The sequence below is a fragment of the Streptomyces sp. IMTB 2501 genome, from assembly GCF_001953885.1.
In the GTDB taxonomy this organism is placed as follows: Bacteria; Actinomycetota; Actinomycetes; order Streptomycetales; family Streptomycetaceae; genus Streptomyces.
Map to the genome: position 1 here is coordinate 36,137 of NZ_MQUS01000003.1, position 18,860 is coordinate 54,996.

Here is an 18,860-nt window from a genome sequence, read left to right on the forward strand (position 1 = left end):
GTGGCGTTCAGTTCTTCAGCTCCGGCGGGCTGATCCGCGACGTGCTGATGGCCGAGCCCGTCGTGCCCCACTTCCTGAGGATCTTGCCGTAAGTGCCGTCGGACAGCAGCTTGTTCACCGCCGCCTGGAAGGCGGGGGCCAGCCCGGTGCCCTTCTTGAAGGCGAAGCCCACGTCCAGGCGGTGGTATTCGTCGAGGAACTTCAGCCCCGGCTGGTGGGCGACGGCGTAGCGCAGACCGTTGATCGTCGACATCACGATGTCGCTGCGTCCCTGCTGGACGGACGACCATATCGCGCTCGGATCGGCATACGTCTGCACCTGGTACGGCTTCTTGCCCGCGTCGGTGCAGACGTGCTTGTTCTCCTCCAGCGTGGCCTCGAAGGTCGTGCCGGCGCCGGTCGCGACGTTCAGTCCGCACAGCTGCTTCAGGTCGGTGATCTTCGTCAGCTCGCTGTCCTTGCGGGTGGCGAAGCCCTGGCCGTCGTTGACGTAGGTGACGAAGTCGATGGTCCTGCGGCGCTCGTCCGTGACGCCGAAATTGCTCGCGCCGAAGTCGTACTTGCCGCTGTCCAGCGCGGGCAGGATCGCCTCGAAGCCCGCCTGCTCCACCGTCAGCCTGATACCGAGCACCCGGGCGACCGCCTTGGCGAAGTCGACGTCCTGGCCGGTCAGCGTCTTGCCGTCGGACAGATAGGTGGTGCCGGGCGGGGTGCCGCCGACGCTGATCGCGACGGTGAGGTGTGTGGTGCCGGCGGGCAGCAGCTTCGCCGCCGCCTCGTCCTTCCTCTCGGCCGAGACGACGTCCGTGGTGGGCACGTCGTCGGATCCGGCCGCCACTTTGGAGGCGTCCGTTCCGCCCGAGCCTCCGGAACCGGAGCCGCAGGCGGTGAGGAACAGCGTGGCCGAGGTGATCGTGACGAACGGCAGCAAAAGGCGCGAACGCATCAGAAAGCGGTCTCCTGTGAGCAGCGGTGTGCGGAAGCGCGAGGGGAGGGGTGCGCGTGTGAAGGCGTGGCGAAAGGCGTGCCGAAAGAAGGGAGAACGCGATGACGCCGGCCGACGGGCCGGCGCGCGCAGGGGGTCAGCTCAACAGGAACAGGACCACACGCGACCGAAGTCGATGTGGGAGCGGGTGACCAGCCACTGCTGTGGATGCATGGGCCAAGTGGAACAGGCATCCGGTTTCGCGTCAACTGACCTGAGACGTACGGCTCACAGTTCGGACAGCCTTGACAGTGCGCGGAAACGCCCACGTACTCTCGGGGTACGGCCCTGCTGAGGGGCTCGGCCGTACAGCGCGCCGCACGGCGCGCCCGTGTGAAGGCACCACCCCGTTCTGACGACCCACGCGTCACGGAGCCTTCGCATGTCATCCGACACCCTCACCCAAGCCCCCACCGCGCCGGAGAAACCCGAGCCCGCGGACGCCCCGCGGATCGTCCCGCAGCGCCGGTACGGCCAGTGGGCGGCAGCCGTCGTCGTCCTCGTGCTGCTCGCCTTCGCCGTCGACTCCGTCCTGCGCAACCAGGCGTTCCAGTGGAACGTCGTCGCGAACTACTTCACCTCGGACGCCATCCTGCGCGGACTCTGGCTCACGCTGTGGCTGACCGCCGTCGTGATGGTCCTCGGCTTCGCCCTCGGCACCCTGCTCGCCGCCTTCCGGCTCTCCGCCAACCCGGTGCTGAGAGCGGTCAGTTGGGGCTACGTCTGGCTGTTCCGGTCGATCCCGATCCTGGTGCAGCTGCTGCTGTGGTTCAACATCGGCGCGCTGTACCCGCAGGTGCTCGGCGTGAAGACCGTCAACCTGCTCACTCCTGTCGCCGTCGCGGTCGTCGGGCTCACCCTGCACGAGGCCGCCTTCGCCGCCGAGGTGGTCCGGGCCGGCATCCTCTCCGTGGACCGCGGCCAGATCGAGGCCGCCCAGGCGCTGGGCCTGAGCCGGTCACGGCGCTGGTGGCGGATCGTGCTGCCGCAGGCCATGCGCGCCATCGTGCCGCCCGCCGGCAACATGCTCATCGGCACCCTCAAAGGCACCTCGATCGTCAGCGTCATCGCCGTCGACGACCTGCTGTTCTCCACCCAGTTGATCTACCACCGCACCTACCAGGTCATCCCGCTGCTGATGGTCGCGACCCTCTGGTACGCGGTCGTCACCTCACTGCTCGGCCTCGGTCAGCACTACGTCGAGAAGTACTACGCACGCGGCACGGAGCACGCCCGATGAGACCGCAGCTGGTGATCGTGGGAGCCGGGCCGCGGGGGACCGGACTGCTGGAACGCATCGCCGCCAACGCCCCGGAGCTGTACGCCGGTTCGGGCCTCGACATCCATCTGGTCGACCCGTATCCGCCGGGCGGCGGCCGCATCTGGCGCCAGGCGCAGTCGCCGCTGCTGTGGATGAACTCGCACGCCGAGGACATCACCATGTTCACCGACGAGACGGTGACCATGGCGGGACCGGTGCGCGGGGGCCCCACCCTGCACGAGTGGGCCGGACTCGACGGCAGCACCTTCGCGGACCGGCAGCTTCAGGGCCGCTACCTGCGCTGGGTGTACGAGCGGGCCCGTGCCGATCTGCCGCCGGAGGTCACCGTCCACCACCATCCCCGGCGCGCCCTGCGCATCGGCGGCCCGCGCGACGGCCGCCAGCAGGTGTGGCTGGAGGACCGCCCGCGCCCCCTCCTCGCCGACCTGGTGATCCTCGCCCTCGGCCACCTCGACGCCGAACTCGACGTACAGCAGGCCGAGTTGGCCGCATACGCCCGAAAGCACGGCCTGGTGCACCTGCCGCCCGACTTCACCGCCGACAGCGACCTGTCCGCGCTGGAGCCCGGCGAACCCGTCCTCGTCCGGGGTTTCGGGCTGGCCTTCGTCGACCTGATGGTGCTGCTCACCGAGGGCCGCGGCGGGCGGTACGAGGGCGACACCTACATACCCTCCGGGCGGGAGCCGGTGCTCCATGTCGGCTCGCGGCGCGGAGTGCCGTACCGCGCGAAGATCGGCTACGGCTGGACCGGCGACCGGCCCCCGCTGCCGCGCTTCCTCGGGCCGGCCGCGGTCGAGGACCTGCTGGCCAGGAAGGACGGCTTCGACTTCAGGCGCGATGTGTGGCCACTGGTGGAGAAGGAGCTGGGCTTCGCCCACTACCACCGGCTGTTCACCGCCCACACCGAGCGTACGGCGATGGCCTGGGCCGACTTCGAGGAGACGTACGCGGCCGCCGGTGACCCCGCCGAGGTCCGGGCGCTCGTCGCCGCCGCCGTACCCGACCCGGCCGACCGCCTCGACCTCGCCGCGCTCGACCACCCGCTGGACGGGGTGCGGTACGCCTCGCACGAGGCATTCCAGGACGGGCTGCGGGCCCATGTCGAGGCCGACCTGAACCGCCGTCACAACCCGTCCCACAGCGCGGATCTCGGTGTCTTCCTCGGACTGCTCTCCGTCTACGGGCAGCTCGCGCGGCTCGGGAACATCGGCCCCTGGTGGCACGGCTTCTTCAGCTACCTGGCGTCCGGGCCGCCCGGACCGCGGCTGCGGCAGATGCTCGCGCTGTCCCGGGCCGGGCTGCTCGGATTCATCGGCGCCGACATGACCGTCACCGCCGAGGACGGGGTGTTCCGGGCCGCCAGCCCCACCGTGCCCGGCTTCTCGGTCGAGGCGCGGGCGCTGGTCGAGGCCCGGCTGCCCGAGCCCACCGTCGGCCGGGCCCGCGACAGCCTGCTGCGCGAACTGCACGCCGACGGCGCCGCCGAGACCCCCGACGGACTGCTGCGCACCGACCCCGCCGACGGCCGGATCCTCGACGGCGCCGGGCGCCCGCATCCCCGGCGCTTCGCCCTCGGCCCGTACACCGAGACCCGTACCGCCGGCGCCTTCACCCGGCCGCGCACCGGCGGCGCCGCGTTCCGGCAGAACGACGCCACCGCCCGGGCGGTACTGGCCTTCCTGAGCGTCTCACAGACAAAGGAACTCGCTCGATGACAGTCATGGTCGACATCAGGTCGGTGCACAAGAGCTTCGGCTCGCTCGACGTCCTCAAGGGCATCGACCTCCAAGTACGCGCCGGTGAGGTGACCGTTGTGCTCGGCCCCTCCGGCTCCGGCAAGTCCACGCTGCTGCGCACCATCAACCACCTGGAGAAGGTGGACCGGGGCGAGATCAGCGTGGACGGCGCGCTGATGGGGTACCGGCGCGCCGGGAACAAGCTGTACGAGCTGCCCGAGCGCGAGGTGCTCCGGCAGCGCACCCGGATCGGGTTCGTCTTCCAGAACTTCCACCTCTTTCCGCATCTCACGGTCCTGGACAACGTCGTCGAGGCACCGGTGTCCGCCCTGAGACGGCCCCGGAAGGAGGCGGTCGCGGGTGCGCGCCGGCTGCTGGAGCGGGTGGGCCTCGGCGACAAGGCAGACGCTTATCCGCGGCAGTTGTCGGGTGGGCAGCAGCAGCGGGTGGCCATCGCGCGGGCGCTCGCGCTGGAGCCCAGGCTGCTGCTCTTCGACGAGCCGACCTCGGCGCTCGATCCCGAGCTGGTCGGCGAAGTCCTCGATGTCATCCGGGACCTGGCCGCCCAGGGCACGACGATGATCGTCGTCACACACGAGATCGCGTTCGCCCGTGAGGTCGCCGACACGGTGGTGTTCATGGCCGACGGCAGGATCGTGGAGCAGGGACCGCCGGGTGAGGTACTGGGCGCTCCGCGGGAGGAACGGACGCGGGCATTTCTGGCGAAGGTGCTGTGAGGGTGGGCATCGCCGCCGGTCGCACCGTGCCGGGAGCGTCGAGGTGAGCGCGCGCCACGGCCGTGGGCTGCCGCATCTCGCCGCCGCCGTCGATCTGGCCGGCTGTTTCGGCGCCGAGTCGTACGTCGAGCTGGTCCGGCTCGCCGAGCGCGGTGGGCTGGACTTCGTGACGCTGGACGACTCCTTCGGCCGGCCCGGGCCCGACGCCCTCTGCGTGCTGTCCCGGTCGGCGCCCTCGACCCGGCGCATCGGCCTGGTCCCGACCGTCACCACCACCCACACCGAGCCCTTCCGGGTGCAGGCCGCCGTGGCCACGCTGGACTGGATCAGCCGCGGCCGGGCCGGCTGGCGGATCGACGTGTCCACCGGCGAGGGCGAGGCCCGGCTCTTCGGCCGCCGTCCTGCCGCGCCGCCCGAGGAGCTGTGGCGGGAGGCGGGTGAGGTCGCCGACGTGGCCGCGAAGTTGTGGGACAGCTGGGAGGACGGCGCCGAGATCCGGGACGTGCACGACGGTCGCTTCCTGGACCGGAACAAGCTGCACCACGTCGACTTCACCGGCACCGCGTTCTCGGTCCGGGGCCCCTCGACCGTGCCCCGGCCGCCGCAGGGCCACCCCGTCCGCGTGGTCGACGCCACCGGGCACGAGGCCCGCTCCGTCGCCGCGCGGTACGCGGACGTGGCCCTCGTCCGCGCCGCGACCCCGGCGCAGGCCACCGCCGTACGCGACGAACTGCGCGCTCTGGCCGCCCGGTCCGGGCGGGATCCGGACGGCCTTCGGGTCCTGGTGAGCCTGCTGATCGACCTCGGCGACGGGGAACACGCCGCCGAGCCCGGACACGGCGGCGGAGGCCCACGGCCCACCGCGCGGGGGCCGCTGTACCGGGGCGGCCCGGTCGATCTCGCCGAACTGGTCGCCGGCTGGCACGCCGACGGTGTCACCGACGGCTTCCACCTCGTCCCCGTCGAGCCGCGCCGTGACCTGGAGCGGCTGGTCAACGGCACGGTGGCGCTGCTCCAGCACCGCGGCCTGTTCCGCACCTTCTACCCGGGCAGCACCCTGCGCGAGCACCTGGGGCTCGCGCGGCCCGCCCATCAGTACGCCGGGGCCGGAAGCGCCATGACAGGGGGAACGTCATGAGCGTACGGCGGCGGGTGCATCTCGCGGCCCTCGGCCCGGGCGCCGAGGACACCACCGGATGGGCGGATCCCCACGCGGACCCGTGCACCGCGTTCGCCTCCTTCGAGCGCCTGGCCCAGGTCGCCGAGCGCGGGCTGTTCGACTTCCTGCTGCTCGACGAGGGGCTGCGGCTGCCCGAGCACCGGGGCCGGATCCACGACCTCGAACCGGTGGGCCGGCCGGAACCGGCCGCCCTGCTGAACGCGCTCGCCGAGGGCACCGCGCGGCTGGGGCTCGCCGCCACGGCGGACACCGCCTTCGGCGAACCGTACGAACTCGCCCGAAAAATCGCCACGTTGGACCAGCTGAGCGGGGGCCGGGCGGCCTGGCGGGTGACGGCCACACCGGACGCCGCCGAGAACTTCCGCCCCGGCGCACCCGTGGAGCACTCCGCGAGAACCGCCGAATTCGTCACCGTGGCGAAGCTGCTGTGGGACTCCTGGACGCCCGACGGGACGCCCCGGCCGTTCGCGCACCAGGGCCGGCACTTCGACATCGCGGGCGAGTTCGGGCTTCCGCGGTCACCGCAGGGGCGGCCCGTGGTGATCCACGCGGGCGAGTCCGCAAAGACCCGGGAACTGGCCGCGGCCACGGCCGATGTGCTCCTCACCCGGCACGGCCCGCTGGAGACGGCCCGCTTCCGCTACGTCCGCGTCAAGCGGCGGCTCGCCGCGTACGGTCGCGCACCGGAGGAGCTGAGGATCATGGCCGGTGTCACCGTCGTACTCGGGGACACCGCCGCCGAGGCGCAGGAGCGGGCCGCCGGGATCCGACGGCAACGGGTCACCCCGCAGTACGCGCGCTACGCGCTGGAGCGGCTCTGGGGCGTGGACCTCTCCGGTCACGACCCCGACGGTCCGCTGCCCGCGATCGCCCCGCGCAGCCGGGACCGCGAAACGCTGGCACGCGTCGCGAGATGGCGGGCGCTGGCGGAGGAGAAGGGGCTGTCCGGCCGGGAGACCGTGATCGAGGCCGGCGGCAGGCAGTCCTTCGTCGGCACGCCCGACTCGGTCGCCTCCGACCTGCACGCACAGGTCCGCGAGGGAGCCGCCGACGGTTTCCTGCTGGCGGCCGACGGACTGGAGGAGTTCGTGGACCGGGTGGTGCCGCTGCTCCAGGAACGTGGCGCGTTCCGCACGGAATACCAGGGCGCCACTCTCCGCTCCCATCTCGGGCTGCCTCACCCGGTGGAGGAAGGCTGATCACCGATGAAAGGAAAGACGGCATGACGACGGACGCAGCCGACGCGTGGCAGCAGTGGCACGAGAAGCGTGCCGAGAAGGTCTCGGCGCCCTACGGACCGCTCGCCCTGACCGCCACCCACTGGGTCGAGGACCATCCGGCTGGGCGGCTTCCGGACATTCCCGGGATTTGGGTGGCCGATGGGGAGGGCGTGGTGCTCACCGCCGTCGAGGCCGACGGCCTGAGCGTGGACGGGCGGCCCTTCGCGGGTGCGGTCCGGCTCTCCGCCGACCGCGGACCGGAGGCACAGGCGCGGGTCGCGCTCGGTGAGAAGCGGCTGTTCGTGCTGGTCCGGGAGGGTGTGTGGGGCGTGCGGGTCTACGACCCCGGGGCCGAGGCCCGCCGTGCCTTCAAGGGCATCGTGGCCACCGAGTACGACCCGCGCTGGTCGGTGCCGGGGCGTTTCACCCCGTACGACGACCCGCGCACCCTGCGGGTGGGCAACGCGGACGGGCGCGAGCGGGGGCTCGCCCTCGCCGGAGAGCTGGCCTTCACCCTGGACGGGCGGGAGCTGACGCTTCAGGTCGCGCAGCAGGGCGACGGGCTGCTGTGGGCCGTGTTCGCCGACGCCACCAGCGGTGACAGCAGCTTCCGGTTCCGCTTCCTCTATCCCGCGGCGCCGGACGCCGAGGGGCGTACGACGGTGGACTTCAACCGCGCCCAGCTTCCGCCGTGCGCCTTCGCCGACGCTTTCATCTGCCCGTTCCCGCCGCCCGGCAACACGCTGGACGTGGCGATCGGGGCAGGGGAGCGCGCGCTGGGCTGAGAGCAGCGTGTGTCGGGTTGGTGCAGGTGTGTGTTGAGTCGGTGTCAAGGGCTGCTGCGTAAGAGTGGTTTAAAGTCCTACGGCCGAAAGGCGACCTTGTGGCGACCGGTCGTCCGGCCGAATACTCCCCCTCAGCGAGCGCTTGTCGGGGGGCATACGTGTTCGGAATCCGGCTCGGCCCCCTGGCTGCGCCTCACGGGCCCCGACCCCACGCGGGCCCCCGAATTCCCCTGGGAGGGAACGAGAAGTGAGGATCAAGCGCACCACTCCCCACAGCGGCACTGCGAGACGGACCCGGCTGATCGCCGTGGCCACCGGCTTCCTGGCCGCCGCGGCGTTCGCCGTCCCCGCCGCGAACGCGAGCGACAACCACTTCAGCGCGGCCCAGCTCACCAAGGCGAGCGACTCCGTCGGCAAGGCCGATGTGGCCGGTACGGCCTGGGCGGTCGACAGCAGGACCAACCGTGTCGTCGTCACCGTCGACAGCACGGTGTCGAAGGCCGCGATCGCCAGGATCAAGCGGTTGGCCGGCGCCAACGCGGAGGCGCTGACCATCAAGCACACCTCCGGCAAGTTCAGCAAGCTCATCAGCGGCGGCGACGCCATCTACGGCGGCCAGTACCGCTGCTCGCTCGGTTTCAACGTGCACAGTGGCGGCACGTACTACTTCCTCACCGCCGGGCACTGCGGCCAGGTCGCCTCCACCTGGTACAGCAACTCCAGCCACACCACGGTGCTGGGCACCAACGTCGACTACAGCTTCCCGGGCAACGACTTCGCGCTGGTGCGGTACACCAACTCCGCCATCGCGCACCCGAGCGCGGTCGGCAGCCAGAGCATCACCAGCGCGGGTACACCGAGCGTGGGCCAGACCGTCTACCGGCGCGGCTCCACCACCGGTACGCACAGCGGGCGGGTCACGGCGCTGAACGCCACCGTCCACTACGGCAGCGGTGAGACCGTCACCGGCCTGATCCAGACCACGGTGTGCGCCGAGGGCGGCGACAGCGGTGGGCCGCTGTACGCGGGTTCTGTGGCCTACGGGCTGACGTCCGGAGGCAGTGGTGACTGCACCTCCGGTGGTACGACGTTCTTCCAGCCGGTCACCGAGGCGTTGAGCCACTACGGGGTCACGCTGCCCTGACGGCCGGTTTGCCGAGTCCCCGTACACCCTTGGGCGTACGGGGACTTTCCCTTGGCGGGAATGGGTGAGAACAAGCCATGTGATCCCGTCACGTTCCGCAGAGGGCTACTTGCGCCCTGTGTTTGCAGTGTTAATTTCCTGGCGTGACCGTGGTCGGTCAAGTTCGTGGGGGGTGTGTACGGCGCTTCTGTGTGCGTCCTGAAGTCAACCTTGTGTGCCCCCTGTGTCGTTCGGAAGAGTGGGCCCTCGTCAACCAGCCTTCCGGTCCGTCGCCCCCACACAACCGGCGGACCATCCCCCCACAGGAGGACGTGAGTTGAAGCACCGACGCATACCCAGGCGGCGGGCCGCCCTGGCCGGTGCGGGAATCGCCGCACTGGTCGCAGCGGGTGTCACCTTGCAGAATGCGAACGCCAGTGAGCCGGCGAAGTCCGCTCCGGAGCTGAAGGTTCTGTCCGCCCCGGCGGCTGGAAACCTCGCCTCTACGCTGCTGAAGAACCTCGGCTCCGGCGCCGCCGGCAGCTACTACGACGCCCAGGCCAAGAGCCTTGTCGTCAACGTGCTCGACCAGAGTGCCGTGAAAATCGTCGAGGCGGCCGGAGCCAAGGCGAGACTCGTCGCCAACTCGCTCGCCGCGCTCGACGGTGCGCGGACGACGCTGAAGAAGGACGCGACCATTCCGGGGACGTCGTGGGCGACGGACCCGGTCAGCAACAAGGTTGTCGTCACCGCCGACAAGACGGTGTCGGGCACGCAGTGGACCAAGCTGAGCAAGGTGGTCGACGCGCTCGGCGGCAAGGCCGAACTGCAGCGGTCGAAGGGGGAGTTCAAGCCCTTCATCGCCGGTGGTGACGCGATCAGCGGTTCCGGTGGGCGTTGCTCGCTCGGCTTCAACGTGGTCAAGGACGGGCAGCCGTACTTCCTGACCGCCGGGCACTGCACCGCGGACATCTCCACCTGGTCGGACTCCAGCGGCAAGGAGATCGGGCAGAACGCGGAGTCGCACTTCCCGGGGACCGACTTCGGGCTCGTGAAGTACGCGGCGGGCGTGGACCACCCGAGCGAGGTCGACCTGTACAACGGGTCCACCCAGAAGATCACCGGGGCCGCCGAGGCGACGGTCGGGATGAAGGTGACGCGCAGTGGGTCGACGACCCATGTGCACGACGGTACGGTCACCGGGCTGAACGCCACGGTGAACTACCAGGAGGGCTCCGTCAGCGGCCTCATCCAGACCAATGTGTGCGCCGAGCCCGGTGACAGCGGTGGCTCGCTGTTCTCGGGGAGCAACGCGATCGGCATGACCTCGGGTGGCAGTGGCGACTGCACCTCCGGCGGGGAGACGTTCTTCCAGCCGGTCACCGCCGCGCTGTCCGCCACCGGGGCGCAGATCGGCTGATTCGTTTTTGTGAAGTCCCGCCCCCGCGGATGCCTGGGGGCGGGACTTCGTCATGCCTGCGGCGGCCTCGTCTCCGGGTGTTTGCGCAGGTGGGAGGCGGCTGCATGGATGTCGTACACACGTTCGAGAATAGGGGTATGGTGGGGGTGGAAGTAGGGAACTGATGTTCGAGTGCGGGAGGTGGGTGTGCCGGGCTTCGTGCATCTGCACACCGTCTCCGGGTTCTCCCTGAGGTATGGGGCATCCCATCCGGAGCGGCTGGCCGAGCGTGCCTCGGAGCGGGGGATGGATGCTCTCGCCCTCACCGATCGTGACACCGTCGCGGGGGTGGTGCGCTTCGCCAAGGCCTGTGCGAAGGCCGGAGTCCGCCCGCTGTTCGGCGCCGATCTGGCGGTGGAGGGGCCGGCGCGGGTGCGTGCGGATGATCCGGTACGCCGGGAACGGCGTGGCACTCCGGTGCGCGGTGGCGCCTTCGTCGACGAGTCGACGCCCCGCGTGACCTTTCTCGCCCGGGACGGCGCCCGGGGCTGGGCCGACCTGTGCCGCCTGGTCACCGCCGCCCATACGGCCACGGACGCCCCCCGGCTGACCTGGCCCGACAACCACGCCGACGGCCTGACCGTGCTGCTCGGTCCCGACTCCGACGTCGGCCGCGCCCTCGCCGCGGGCCGTCCCGACCGGGCCGCGAAGCTCCTCGTCCCCTGGCGCGAGGTCTACGGCGATGCACTGAGGCTGGAGGCCGTCTGGCATCAGCGCAAGGGCACCGGCCCCGGCTCCCTGCGCCTGGCCGCCCGTACCGTCGGCTTCGCCGCCGAGCAGGGGGTGCGGCCCGTGCTCAGCAATGCCGTCCGGTATGCCGACCCCGGTGCGGGGCCTGTCGCCGATGTGCTGGATGCCGCCCGGCGGCTGGTGCCCATCGACCCCGCCAAGGAGCTGGACTCGGGCGAGGCCTGGCTCAAGGGCGCGGGTGACATGGTGCGGGTCGCCGAGCGGGTCGTGGAGGCTGCCGGTTACCGGCGGGACGTCGCGTACCGGCTGCTGGAGCAGACCCGAGCGACCGCCGCCGAGTGCCTGGTCGACCCCGAGGACGATCTCGGCATCGGCACGGTTCATTTTCCCGAGGCGTATCTCGTCGGTGCCGGGCGTCGTACCGCCCAGCGCGTGCTCGCCTCACGGGCGGCGGCGGGCATGGTGCTGCGCGGCTATGACGACCGCCGGGACTACTGGGCGCGGATGCATGACGAGCTGGACGTCATCGCTTACTACGGCTATGCCTCCTACTTCCTGACGGTGGCTCAAGTCGTCGATGACGTACGGAAGATGGGGATTCGAGTGGCCGCCCGAGGGTCCGGGGCCGGATCGCTGGTCAATCACCTTCTGGGGATCGCGCATGCCGATCCGGTCGAGCACGGGCTGCTGATGGAGCGCTTCCTGTCCAAGCGCCGTCTCGCCCTGCCCGATATCGACATCGATGTGGAGTCCGCGCGCCGGCTGGAGGTCTACCGCGCGATCATCGACCGGTTCGGCACCGAGCGGGTCGCGACGGTCGCGATGCCGGAGACCTATCGGGTGCGGCATGCCATCCGGGACGTGGGCGCCGCTCTGTCCATGGACCCGGCCGAGATCGACCGGGTCGCCAAGTCCTTTCCGCACATCCGGGCCCGGGATGCGCGGGCCGCGCTGGAGGAACTGCCCGAGCTGCGGAAACTGGCGGGGGAGAAGGAGAAGTTCGGGCGGTTGTGGGAGCTGGTCGAGGCGCTGGACGCGCTGCCGCGCGGGGTCGCCATGCATCCGTGCGGGGTGCTGTTGTCCGATGCCTCGCTGCTCGAACGTACGCCGGTGATGCCTACCAGCGGCGAGGGCTTTCCCATGTCGCAGTTCGACAAGGAGGACGTGGAGGACCTGGGGCTGCTCAAGCTCGATGTGCTGGGTGTGCGGATGCAGTCGGCGATGGCGCATGCGGTCGCCGAGGTGGAGCGCGCGACGGGGGAGCGGGTCGATCTGGACGCGGTGCCGCCGGGGGACGCGGAGACCTATGAGCTGATCCGGTCCGCCGAGACGCTGGGGTGCTTCCAGATCGAGTCGCCCGGTCAGCGGGATCTGGTGGGGCGGCTGCAGCCGAGCACGTTTCATGATCTGGTCGTTGATATCTCGCTGTTCCGGCCCGGGCCCGTCGCCGCCGACATGGTGCGGCCGTTCATCGAGGCCAGGCACGGGCGGGCGCCGGTGCGTTATCCGCACCCGGATCTGGAGCGTCCGCTGAAGGAGACGTACGGCGTCGTCGTCTTTCACGAGCAGATCATTCACATCGTCGACATCATGACCGGCTGCGGGCGGGCCGAGGCGGACGCGGTACGGCGCGGGCTGTCCGATCCCGGGTCGCAGGGGCGGATCCGGGTCTGGTTCGCTCAGCGCGCCGCGATGAACGGATATGATGCGGAAACGATTCAGCGGACCTGGGAGATCGTCGAGGCCTTCGGGTCGTACGGGTTCTGCAAGGCGCATGCCGTCGCCTTCGCCGTGCCGACGTATCAGTCGGCCTGGCTGAAGGCCCATCACCCGGCCGCCTTCTACGCCGGGCTGCTCACACACGATCCGGGGATGTATCCGAAGCGGCTGTTGCTGGCCGATGCACGGCGGCGCGGGGTGCCGATTCTGCCGTTGGACGTGAATGTGTCCGGGGTCGCCCATCGGATCGAACTGGTGTCTGAATCTGGAGTGTGGGGGCTGCGGCTCGCTCTCTCCGATGTGCACGGCATCAGCGAGGCCGAGGCGCGGCGGATCGCGGGCGGACAGCCGTACTCCTCGCTGGTGGACTTCTGGGAGCGGGGGCGGCCCAGTCGTCCGCTGGCCCAAAGGCTCGCCCAGGTGGGGGCGTTGGATGTGTTCGGTGCCAACCGGCGGGATCTGCAGCTGCATCTGGCCGAGCTGCACCGGGGAGCCCGGGGCGGTGGTGGCGGGCAGCTCCCTCTGGCAGGTGGGCGGAAGACGGCTCCAGCCGGGCTGCCCGACCTCACCTCGGCGGAGCGGCTCAGTGCGGAGCTGGGTGTGCTGTCCATGGACGCCTCGCGCAATCTGATGGACGACCACCGGGAGTTCCTCAAGGAGCTGGGCGTGGTCTCCGCGCGCCGGCTGCGCGAGGCGCGGCACGGTGAGACCGTGCTGGTCGCGGGCGCCAAGGCGGCCACCCAGACCCCACCGATCCGCTCCGGCAAGCGGGTCATCTTCTCCACGCTGGACGACGGCACGGGGCTGGTCGATCTGGCGTTCTTCGACGACTCGCACGATGCCTGCGCCCACACCGTCTTCCACTCGTGGCTGCTGCTGGTGCGGGGAGTGGTGCAGCGGCGCGGTCCGCGCAGTCTGAGCGTGGTGGGTTCCGCCGCCTGGAATCTCGCCGAGCTCGTCGAACTGCGGGCCGCGGGCGGGCTGGACGACGTGGCGGCGCGGCTCGCGGAGCCGGTGGCCGAGGGCGCGGACGGCGATCCGACCGGTGGGCGGCGGATCCAGCTGCCGACCGGATACGAGATGCATCCGTGGGCCGATCTGCGGCCCGCGGGCCAGGAGGCCGCGCAAGGGCCTTCGGCGATGAAGAAGTTGTGGCACCAGAGTCCGGGGAGTGCGGGATGACCATTCTCTGCGTACGTTTCCAGCTGCCGCCGATGTACGAGGCGGCCCTGCCGGGGCTGCTCGGGTTGCTGGAGGACTTCACCCCGGTCGTCGAGGCGCTGCCCCCGGACGGGGCGCTGGCCGATCTGCGCGGCGCCGAGCGGTACTTCGGGCGCAGCGCCGTGGAGCTGGCCTCGGTGATCCGGGTGCGGGCGCTCGCGCGACACGGCGTCGACTGCATGATCGGCGCCGGTCCGGGGCCGATGCTGGCCCGTATGGCGCTGCGCGACGCCCGGCCCGGGGTGACCTGTGTCGTGCCCGAGGACCCGGACGGCATCGCGGAGTTCCTCGCCGAGCGGCCCGTGTCCGCGCTGCCCGGCGTCGGCGCGGCGACCGCCCGCACCCTGGACGAGTACGGTCTGGACACCCTGGGTCTGGTCGCCGGCGCGCCGCTGTCCACGCTTCAGCGGCTGATCGGCGCGCGGGCGGGCCGCGAGCTGCGCGAGAAGGCGAGCGGCATCGACCGGGGCCGGGTCGTGCCGAACGCCGTCTCACGGTCACTGGCGGCGGAGCGGGCCTTCGGCATCGACGAGTTGGACCCCGGCCGGCATCGCAGGGCGCTGCTGTCGGCCGCCGAGGAGATCGGCGCACGGCTGCGCGCGGTGGAGAAGATCTGCCGCACCCTGACCCTCACCGTCCGCTATGCGGACCGCTCCTCGACCACCCGCAGCCGCACCCTGAAGGAGCCGACCGCGCACTCGGCGGCCCTGACGGAAGCGGCCTACGGCATGTACGAGGCGCTTGGCCTGCAGCGTGCCCGGGTCCGCGCGCTCACCCTGCGCGCCGAGGGCCTGGCCCCCGCCGACCAGGCCTCCCATCAGCTCACCTTCGACCCCGTGGACGAGAAGGTCCGCCGGATCGAGGAGGTCGCGGACCGCGCGCGAGCGAAGTTCGGGCCCCGGGCGGTGATGCCGGGGTCCCTGGTGGCGTAACCCCGTTCAGCCGGGCGTCAGTTGGCCCAGGGTGGGGTGATGCGGGTGCCGTCCGCCAGCTCCGCCTCCAGGCCGATGGGGGTGGTGACCCAGGAGAGTGCGGTGTGGTCGGTGGGGTTCTCGACGGCCAGGGTCGCACCGGGGTTGATGATCACCGTGTCGCCCGCGCCGATGCGGTCGGTCCGGCCGTCGAGGGTGATCAGCAGTTCGCCCACGAGCAGATGGAGGATCTCCTCGCGGCTGACGGTGTGTGCCGGTGCCTTGGTGCCCGCCGGGATCTCCCCGCGCCAGGCGCACAGCTCCTTGCTGCCGGTGAGCGGGGTGGCGTACGAGACGAAGCGGGCGCCGTGGATCTCATGGGTGACGGCCTCGGACGAGCGGACGACGGGCATGACGGTGATCTCCGATCGAGTGGTCAAGTGGATTGACTATATGGTCAAGCTGCTTGACCGTCACGTCAAGGGTGTTTCAATGCCTCCGTGCAGAACTCCGAAGCCATGGCCCTGTCCGCCACCTTGCTCGCCGTCGCCGGTGACCTCACGCAACGCATCAACGAGGGGGTCGTCGCACGCGGATTCGCCGATGTGCGGCCCGCCCACGGCTTCACCTTCGCCCGGCTCGCCCCGGACGGGGCCACGGTCACCGATGTCGCCGCGCATCTCGGGGTGACCAAGCAGGCGGCGAGTCAGCTGGTGGACGAGATCGTGCGCAAGGGGTACGCGGAGCGCCGGCCGCATCCGCAGGACGCGCGGGCCCGGCTGATCGTGCTGACCGAGCGCGGCTGGGCGTGCACCCGGGCGGCGGAGGAGGCGGCGGCCGACGTGGTGGGGGCGTGGGCCGGGGTGCTGGGCGAGGGTGAAGTGCGGGCGCTGGGGGAGCGGTTGGCGCGGATTGTGCCCCATGGTCCGATCCGGCCCGCTTGGTGAAGGTCCATCGGGTCCTGGTGGAGCGTTGGTTATCACTGGAAGTTTTTACTGGCGCGTAACTTCACATGTGCACTACTCGCCCGTAACTTGACGAGTGAACAGCATCCTCGTGATCCGGATCACAGGGTAAGGCCGTCGTACCTCCCTTGAGCCGCAAGGAGATCACTCGATGCTGCCCTGGAAGCGAGTGCTCAGACCCCTTGCCGCGGTGCTCCTCACCGCCGCGGTCGCCACCGTTCCCGCCGCCGCGGCGCATGCCGCGGACAACGCTCCCAGCAGTGGTTGGAACGACTTCTCGTGCAAGCCCTCCGCCGACCACCCCCGCCCGGTCGTCCTGGTGCACGGCACCCTGGGCAACTCGGTCGACAACTGGCTGTCCCTCGCCCCCTATCTGAAGGGCCGTGGATACTGCGTCTACTCCCTCGACTACGGCCAACTGCCCGGCGTCCCCCTCTTCTACGGCCTCGGTCCCATCGACAAGTCGGCGGAGCAGCTGTCGGCCTTCGTGGACAAGGTGCTCGCCGCGACCGGCGCCGCCAAGGCCGACCTGGTCGGGCACTCCCAGGGCGGCATGATGCCCCGCTACTACCTGAGGTTCCTCGGCGGAGACGCCAAGGTGAACGCCCTCGTCGGCCTGGCACCCGACAACCACGGCGCCACCGTGAGCGGCCTCACCAACCTGCTGCCGTACTTCCCCGGCGCCACGGACCTGGTCAAGGCCACCACCCCCGGCCTCGCCGACCAGATCCCCGGCTCCGACTTCCTCACCAAGCTCAACGCGGGCGGCGACACCGACCCCGGAGTGCACTACACGGTCATCGCCACCAAGTACGACGAGGTGGCCACGCCCTGGCAGAGCCAGTACCTGAGCGGCTCAGACGTCCACAACGTCCTGCTGCAGGACCTGTGCCCGCTCGACCTCACCGAGCACGTCGCGATCGGCCTGTTCGACCGGATCGCCTTCCACGAGGTGGCCAATGCGCTCGACCCGGCCGCCGCCACCGCCACCACCTGCGCGTCGGCCTTCAGCTGACGTGCCACCGGGGCCTGTCCGACCTGAGCCGCCGGACAGGCCCCGGAACCCGCAGGCCCTACCGGCGGTGGGCGCCACCCGCCGTGCGCCGCCGTACCGACAGGAACAGCGTCGCCGAACCGAGCGCCAGCGCCGCCGCGCCACCGATCGCGACGTACGAGGTGGCGGTGGAGGCGCCGGTCTCCGCGAGGTTCTTCGTCGCACCGGCCGCCTTCGGCGCGTTGGGCGCGGCGGCGCTGCCGGGCTGCTGTGCCGGCGGCCGGGACGGCGTGCTCGTGCCGTCGCCGTGACCGTGGTGCTGCATCGTCATCGTCGACTTGTCGGCACCGGCCGCGATCTGGTGGTCGGAGGGCGCGGAGGCCGTGGGAGCGGGGCTGCTGCCCGGGTTCGCCGCCCCGGCGCCACCGAAGTCGACGTCCGAGCAGGAGTAGAACGCCTCCGGGCTGTCCGAGCGCTGCCAGATCGCATACAGCAGCTGCTTGCCGGACCGCTCGGGAAGCGTGCCGGAGAACGTGTAGAAGCCACCCGAGGCGACCGGGTCGGTGGCCGTCGCCACCGGGTGCTCCAGATCCAGCTCGGACCAGGCCAGCGACTTGGCGGGGTCGTAACCGGGCTTGGTGAGATAGACCTTGAAGGTCCCCTTGTGCTGGGCGGTCACCCGGTACTTGAAGGTGTACGACCCGCTGTGCACGCTCGTCGCCGGCCAGTCGGCGCGGGCCAGGTCCAGGCCCTTGAACTCCTCGTTGTTCGCGCTGCACAGCTTGCCGTCCGGGATCAGCTTCTGGTGCTGTCCGGCGGCATCGCCGATCCGGATGCCGTTCCAGTCGTACAGCGCCTGTGCGCCGCCGGCCGCCACGGCCGCCTTGCACGCGGCCGACTTCGGGCTCTGCGGACCCTCCGCGTAGCACTGCGAGACACGGCTGACCGGATCGCCCATCGAACCGTGCGCGGACGCGGGCGCGGCGGCGAACACGGTCAGGGCGAGCGGCGGCAGACCGAGTACGGCGACGACAGCGGCCGTGCGTCGGGCGCGAGCGGGCATGCGGAACTCCTCGAAAAACGGTCCTCGGTGCGGGTGGATCCCGTGGGGGTGCTCCGAAGCTAGCCCCGAGAAACCGTGAAATCGCCTGCTGGAGGCGGGAGAAGGAGATCCTTATGGTGCGCTTAAGGGGGTGCTCAGACTGCGCTCAGGTAGATAGCGTGCGGCCATGATCGACAGGAATCCCGAGCAGGTCCGCGCGGCCGTCGCCGGCGATGTGCCGGCTGTCAAGGCGGTGACGGACGCGGCCTATCAGCACTACATCGAGCGCATCGGCGTGGTGCCGCAGCCCATGGTGGCGGACCACGCCACGGACGTGGCCGCCGGCAAGGTGTTCGTCACCGGGGAACCGGTCGACGGGCTGGTCGTGATCGAGGCGTTCGCCGACCACCTCTTCCTGGACAGCATCGCCGTCCACCCCGACGCCCGCGGCACGGGCGTCGGAGGGCGCTTGCTGCGCTTCGTCGAGGCACGCGCGCGTGCGCTGGGCCTCGGCGAGATCAGGCTCTACACGAACGCGCTGATGTGGGAGAACCAGGAGATCTACCCGAAGTACGGATACGAGGTCGTGGAACGCCGTGTCGACGGGCCCTACGACCGGATTCACTACCGCAAGCGGCTGGACTGACGGCCCCGGCGCGGTCAGCCGTCGGGCCACCAGGTGCGTGCGATGTCTTTGCGCACCTCGGGACGGACCGCGGGGCGCTCCTCCGCCTCTTCGCGGACCCGGCGGCTGTCCGTCTTCTTCAGGGGCTTCTGCACGGTTACGCGGCGCATGGCTGCCTCCTTCAGT

Annotated in this window: 17 protein-coding genes; 13 read left to right on the plus strand and 4 right to left on the minus strand. The window is 70.8% G+C overall.

All coding sequences use genetic code 11. The features are described from left to right. Positions 1-7: 7 nt before the first annotated feature. On the minus strand, positions 8-946 hold the full coding sequence (locus tag AV521_RS06600) for an ABC transporter substrate-binding protein (RefSeq protein ID WP_076084854.1): 939 nt from the start codon (positions 944-946) through the stop codon (positions 8-10). Positions 947-1,367: 421 nt separating this feature from the next. On the opposite strand from AV521_RS06600, the gene AV521_RS06605 reads away from it, so the two are divergent. The 10 genes from AV521_RS06605 to AV521_RS06650 all read left to right on the plus strand — a co-directional run bounded on the left by AV521_RS06605 (position 1,368) and on the right by AV521_RS06650 (position 15,069). Further along, entirely contained in the window at positions 1,368-2,225 is an 858-nt protein-coding gene (locus tag AV521_RS06605; protein ID WP_076084857.1) for an amino acid ABC transporter permease, read from the plus strand. Then, positions 2,222-3,982, plus strand: coding sequence for an FAD/NAD(P)-binding domain-containing protein (locus AV521_RS06610; RefSeq protein WP_076084860.1), 1,761 nt, complete (start codon positions 2,222-2,224; stop codon positions 3,980-3,982). Before AV521_RS06605 ends, AV521_RS06610 begins: the two co-directional genes overlap by 4 nt. Beyond that, complete coding sequence (locus tag AV521_RS06615) at positions 3,979-4,740, plus strand: amino acid ABC transporter ATP-binding protein (protein WP_076084863.1); 762 nt, start codon at positions 3,979-3,981, stop codon at positions 4,738-4,740. Before AV521_RS06610 ends, AV521_RS06615 begins: the two co-directional genes overlap by 4 nt. Before the next feature lie 43 nt (positions 4,741-4,783). Continuing rightward, the gene (locus AV521_RS06620; protein ID WP_076084866.1) at positions 4,784-5,878 is read left to right on the plus strand and encodes an LLM class flavin-dependent oxidoreductase; all 1,095 of its coding nucleotides are present in this window, start codon (positions 4,784-4,786) and stop codon (positions 5,876-5,878) included. Then, entirely contained in the window at positions 5,875-7,119 is a 1,245-nt protein-coding gene (locus AV521_RS06625; protein WP_076084869.1) for an NtaA/DmoA family FMN-dependent monooxygenase, read from the plus strand. Before AV521_RS06620 ends, AV521_RS06625 begins: the two co-directional genes overlap by 4 nt. 23 nt (positions 7,120-7,142) lie before the next feature. After that, positions 7,143-7,925, plus strand: coding sequence for a DUF1684 domain-containing protein (locus AV521_RS06630; RefSeq protein WP_076084872.1), 783 nt, complete (start codon positions 7,143-7,145; stop codon positions 7,923-7,925). A gap of 247 nt (positions 7,926-8,172) precedes the next feature. Further along, entirely contained in the window at positions 8,173-9,069 is an 897-nt protein-coding gene (locus tag AV521_RS06635; RefSeq protein WP_076084875.1) for a S1 family peptidase, read from the plus strand. A gap of 316 nt (positions 9,070-9,385) precedes the next feature. Further along, positions 9,386-10,468, plus strand: a complete 1,083-nt coding sequence (locus AV521_RS06640) for a S1 family peptidase (protein WP_076084878.1) — start codon at positions 9,386-9,388, stop codon at positions 10,466-10,468. A 186-nt stretch (positions 10,469-10,654) separates the two neighbouring features. Continuing rightward, the gene (locus AV521_RS06645; protein WP_076085783.1) at positions 10,655-14,098 is read left to right on the plus strand and encodes a DNA polymerase III subunit alpha; all 3,444 of its coding nucleotides are present in this window, start codon (positions 10,655-10,657) and stop codon (positions 14,096-14,098) included. Continuing rightward, positions 14,095-15,069, plus strand: a complete 975-nt coding sequence (locus AV521_RS06650; protein WP_076084881.1) for a hypothetical protein — start codon at positions 14,095-14,097, stop codon at positions 15,067-15,069. Before AV521_RS06645 ends, AV521_RS06650 begins: the two co-directional genes overlap by 4 nt. 17 nt (positions 15,070-15,086) lie before the next feature. On the opposite strand, the gene AV521_RS06655 is transcribed toward AV521_RS06650, so the two are convergent. Continuing rightward, complete coding sequence (locus AV521_RS06655) at positions 15,087-15,461, minus strand: cupin domain-containing protein (protein ID WP_076084883.1); 375 nt, start codon at positions 15,459-15,461, stop codon at positions 15,087-15,089. Between the two features lie 87 nt (positions 15,462-15,548). Here AV521_RS06655 and AV521_RS06660 point away from each other — a divergent pair, with 87 nt between their 5' ends. Together AV521_RS06660 and AV521_RS06665 are read left to right on the plus strand one after the other, a co-directional pair. After that, positions 15,549-15,995 (plus strand): MarR family winged helix-turn-helix transcriptional regulator, encoded by a 447-nt coding sequence (locus tag AV521_RS06660; RefSeq protein WP_076084886.1) that lies wholly within the window; start codon positions 15,549-15,551, stop codon positions 15,993-15,995. A gap of 169 nt (positions 15,996-16,164) precedes the next feature. Continuing rightward, positions 16,165-17,028: a triacylglycerol lipase gene (locus AV521_RS06665; protein ID WP_076084889.1), complete on the plus strand. Its 864-nt coding sequence runs from the start codon at positions 16,165-16,167 to the stop codon at positions 17,026-17,028. Between the two features lie 58 nt (positions 17,029-17,086). Here the strand turns inward: AV521_RS06665 and AV521_RS06670 are convergent, their stop codons facing one another. Next, on the minus strand, positions 17,087-18,070 hold the full coding sequence (locus AV521_RS06670; RefSeq protein WP_076084892.1) for a lytic polysaccharide monooxygenase: 984 nt from the start codon (positions 18,068-18,070) through the stop codon (positions 17,087-17,089). Positions 18,071-18,236: 166 nt separating this feature from the next. Here AV521_RS06670 and AV521_RS06675 point away from each other — a divergent pair, with 166 nt between their 5' ends. Further along, a complete protein-coding gene (locus AV521_RS06675) occupies positions 18,237-18,695 on the plus strand; it encodes a GNAT family N-acetyltransferase (protein WP_076084895.1) in 459 nt (152 codons plus the stop codon). 14 nt (positions 18,696-18,709) lie between these two features. Here AV521_RS06675 and AV521_RS50530 read toward each other — a convergent pair whose 3' ends face one another. Continuing rightward, positions 18,710-18,844: a hypothetical protein gene (locus AV521_RS50530; RefSeq protein WP_107480835.1), complete on the minus strand. Its 135-nt coding sequence runs from the start codon at positions 18,842-18,844 to the stop codon at positions 18,710-18,712. Positions 18,845-18,860 lie beyond the last annotated feature (16 nt).